General features: G+C 49.0%; 1 rRNA gene. It reads left to right on the plus strand.

Going from position 1 to position 1,800, the window contains the following annotated elements:
- Nucleotides 1-1,800, plus strand: a 23S ribosomal RNA gene (locus tag ACWOA3_RS08815); the annotation flags it as partial.

Raw genomic sequence — 1,800 nt, forward strand, 5'->3', positions numbered from 1 at the left:
AGCTGGAAAGTTAGACCGTAGAAGGTAAAAGTCCTGTATACGAAATGCTAAGTTGGCGAGAGAGAGCACCTGAGTACGGCGGAACACGAGGAATTCCGTCGGAATCTACCAGGACCATCTGGTAAGGCTAAATACTACCTAGTGACCGATAGTGAACCAGTACCGTGAGGGAAAGGTGAAAAGAACCCCGGGAGGGGAGTGAAAGAGAACCTGAAACCGTGTGCTTACAAGTAGTCAGAGCCCTTTCGGGGGTGATGGCGTGCCTTTTGTAGAATGAACCGGCGAGTTACTTTATCATGCGAGGTTAAGTGGAAGACATGGAGCCGAAGCGAAAGCGAGTCTTAATAGGGCGAAATAGTATGATGGAGTAGACCCGAAACCAAGTGATCTACCCATGGCCAGGTTGAAGTTTAGGTAACACTGAATGGAGGACCGAACCAGGACACGTTGAAAAGTGTTTGGATGAGCTGTGGGTAGCGGAGAAATTCCAATCGAACTTGGAAATAGCTGGTTCTCTCCGAAATAGCTTTAGGGCTAGCCTCGTTGTGAGTTTACTGGAGGTAGAGCACTGTTTGGACTAGGGGCCCATCCCGGGTTACCGAATTCAGACAAACTCCGAATGCCAGATAAATATCAACGGGAGTCAGACTGCGGGTGATAAGGTTCGTAGTCGAAAGGGAAACAGCCCAGACCGCCAGCTAAGGTCCCAAATTGTATGTTAAGTGGAAAAGGATGTGATGATGCACAGACAACCAGGATGTTGGCTTAGAAGCAGCCACCATTTAAAGAGTGCGTAATAGCTCACTGGTCGAGTGACATCGCGCCGAAAATGTACCGGGGCTAAACATACAACCGAAGCTGCGGATATAACTAATGTTATATGGTAGGAGAGCGTTCTAACATCATAGAAGCTGAGCTGTAAGGCGAGGTGGAGAGGTTAGAAGTGAGAATGCCGGTGTGAGTAGCGAAAGATAGGTGAGAATCCTATCCACCGAATGACTAAGGTTTCCAGAGGAAGGCTCGTCCGCTCTGGGTAAGTCGGGACCTAAGGTGAAGCCGAATGGTGAAGCCGATGGACAACAGGTAGAAATTCCTGTACCACCAAATATCGTTTGAGAGAAGTGGGGACAGAGGAGGCTAATTGATCGTCCTGATGGAATAGGACGTCTAAGCACAAAGGTTGAGTAGTAGGCAAATCCGCTGCTCATAAGACTGAAGTGTGATGGGGAGCGAAATATAGTAGCGAAGTCAATGAAGCCAAACTCTCAAGAAAAGCCGCTATCGAGATAAGAGGTGCCCGTACCGCAAACCGACACAGGTAGTTGGGAAGAGAATTCTAAGGTGAGCGAGAGAACCATCGTTAAGGAACTCGGCAAAATGACCCCGTAACTTCGGGAGAAGGGGTGCCTACGAGAGTAGGCCGCAGTGAATAGGCCCAAGCGACTGTTTAACAAAAACACAGGTCTCTGCAAAACCGTAAGGTGAAGTATAGGGGCTGACGCCTGCCCGGTGCTGGAAGGTTAAGAGGAGTGCTTAGCGTAAGCGAAGGTATGAATTGAAGCCCCAGTAAACGGCGGCCGTAACTATAACGGTCCTAAGGTAGCGAAATTCCTTGTCGGGTAAGTTCCGACCCGCACGAAAGGCGTAACGATTTGGGCACTGTCTCAACGATGGACTCGGTGAAATCATAGTACCTGTGAAGATGCAGGTTACCCGCGACAGGACGGAAAGACCCCATGGAGCTTTACTGTAGCTTGATATTGAATTTTGATGCAGTATGTACAGGATAGGTAGGAGCCT

This window comes from Gemella taiwanensis (genome assembly GCF_054054385.1).